Consider the following 2,618-nt stretch of genomic DNA (forward strand, 5'->3'; position numbering starts at 1 on the left):
GGTTTTTTCGCGAGCCATGGCGTCCGAAATTAGGAATACGTCGCATTTACTTGACCTGGAGCCCTGACCCATGCGTTCTTCGCCTCGCCATCGCCTTCTGAGCGCCGCGCTCGCCGCTGCCTTCGGAACCACCTTCGTCAGCTGGAGCAGTCTCGCTTCGGCCCAGGCGTCCGAACAGGCGACCGCGCCGACCTTCGACATCAGCGTGCCCGCGCAGCCCCTGGCGGCGGCGCTGAACGAGCTGTCGCGGCAGACCGGCGCCCAGGTGTTCGCCGCCGGCGACATGGTGACCGGCATCAGCGCACCCGCCGTGTCCGGGCGGCTGACGCTGCAGCAGGCGCTGGACCGGCTGCTCGCCAGCAGCGGTCTCGTCGCGGTGCGCAACGGCTCGTCGCAAGTGACGATCCAGCGTGCGTCGACCGCCACCGGCGGTACTTCGCTGCCCCCGGTGACGGTCCAGGCCACCGCCGACGGCACCACCGAGGGCACCGGCTCCTACACCGCCCGCTCGGCATCGACCGCCACGCGCATGGACCTCTCCCTGCGCGAGACGCCCCAGGCCGTGACCGTGATCGGCCGCCAGCAGATGGAAGACCAGAACCTCGTCACACTCGACGACGTGATGCGCCAGACGCCCGGCATCGTCTCCGACCGCCTGGACGAGCGGGTCAACTTCACGTCCCGCGGCTTCGCCCTGGGCACCATGATCGACGGCGTCCCCACGCTGTCCTTCAACTCCGTGGCGGGCGAGGCCAGCATGCTGAGCACCGCCATCTACGACCGCGTCGAAATCATCCGCGGCTCGGCCGGCCTGCTCAATGGCACGGGCTCGCCCGGCGGCGTGGTCAACCTGGTGCGCAAGCGGCCGACTTCGGAGTTCTCGGGCCATGTGACCGGCGGCATCGGCTCGTGGAACCGATACAACGCCGAAGTCGACGTGGGCGGTCCGCTCAATGCCGCCGGCACGCTGCGCGGCAGGTTCGTGGCCTCGCGCACCGCGGGCAACAGCTTCATCGAATCGAAGAAGACCGCCGAGGACGTGCTCTACGGCATCCTCGAGGCCGACCTCTCGCCCACCACGACCCTGTCCGTGGGCATCGAGCACCAGAAGACCGCCACCGACGGCGCCAACTTCGGCCAGGCCCCGCTTTTCTTCAGCGACGGCACGCGCACGAACCTGCCGCGCTCCTTCAACTCCAGCGCGCCCTGGAGCTACTGGAACATGTATTCGGACAAGCTCTTCGCGAGTCTCGACCAACAGCTGGGCAACGGCTGGCGCCTGAAGCTCGACGGCAGCTACACCAAGAGCAAGCGCAAGCGGGCCTCGGGCGACCTCAACACCTTCTATCCCGTCGACGGCGTGACGGGCGACTCCACCATCGACATCCGCGACAACCCCGCGAAGGCGAACAACACCTCGTTCGACGCCTACCTGCGCGGCCCCTTCGAAGCCTTCGGCCGCAAGCACGAGGCAGTCATCGGGATGAGCTACAACGACTACGACTACTCCATCGACACCAACCTGGCGGCCGCCACCGCCTTCGACACCCGGCCGCTGAACTTCTACACGCTGCAGTCCTTCCCCGCGGTCACCTCCTTCCCCTACAAGTCGTACACCCTGTCGGGCCAGGTGACGCAGAAGGCGATCTACGCCTCGACCCGCCTGCGCATTGCCGATCCGCTGTCCGTCATCGTGGGCGCGCGGGGCACCTGGTACAAGGACAACTCCCTGAACCGCAACCAGGTGGCCGGCACGCTGACCCGGAACCCGGGCTCGCACGAGAGCGGCGTCGTCACGCCCTATGCCGGCATCGTGTTCGACCTGAGCAAGGAGTTCTCGCTCTACGGCAGCTACACCGACATCTTCCTTCCGAACACCGAGCGCGACAGCAGCAACAGCCTGATCGCCCCGCAGCGCGGCAAGAACTACGAGATCGGCATCAAGGGCGAGCATTTCGGCGGCAAGCTCAACACCAGCTTCGCGGTCTTCCGCACAAAGCAGACCAACGTGCCGGTGGAAGACACCAGCGCCGGCCTGCTGCCCGACGGCAGCACTCCCTACCGCGCGGTTCCCGGCGCGCGCAGCAAGGGCTTCGAGCTGACCGCCTCGGGCGAGCTGGCTCCCGGCTGGCAGGTGCTGGCGGGCTACACCTACCACGCCAAGCGCGACAACGACGGCGTGCTGCTCGATCCCACCATCCCCAACCGCCTGTTCCGCGTCAGCACCAGCTACCGCCTGCCCGGCGACTGGAGCAAGCTCACCATCGGCGGCAACCTGAGCTACCAGAGCAGCATCTACTACGACGAAGCCTCCGGCCTGGGCCGCGCGACCCAGGGCGGCCTGACGCTCATCGGCCTGATGGCGCGCTACGAGATCAACCCGAAGCTGAGCGCCTCGCTCAACATCGAGAACCTGACCGACAAGCGCTACTACAGCGGCCTCGGCGGCTACAACGGCTACACCTACGGCCGTCCGCGCAACGTCTGGCTGAAGCTGACCTACAAGCTCTGATTGCTGTCACGCGGCGCCGGCACCGGCCGGTGCCGGCAAGCAAGAAGGCCGGCCCCCTTTTCGGGGGCCGGCCTTTTTTGTCGCCTGCCTTTCGCCGGCCTTTTGC

1 protein-coding gene is annotated in these 2,618 nt (G+C 67.4%); it reads left to right on the forward strand.

Translation table 11 applies throughout. From position 1 onward, the window contains the following. Window positions 1–70 precede the first annotated feature (70 nt). On the forward strand, window positions 71–2,512 hold the full coding sequence (locus SFB74_RS22470; RefSeq protein WP_432726498.1) for a TonB-dependent siderophore receptor: 2,442 nt from the start codon (window positions 71–73) through the stop codon (window positions 2,510–2,512). The last annotated feature ends 106 nt before the right edge of the window (window positions 2,513–2,618 follow it).

The organism is Variovorax xiamenensis (assembly GCF_050916385.1).
Taxonomy (GTDB): domain Bacteria; phylum Pseudomonadota; class Gammaproteobacteria; order Burkholderiales; family Burkholderiaceae_C; genus Variovorax.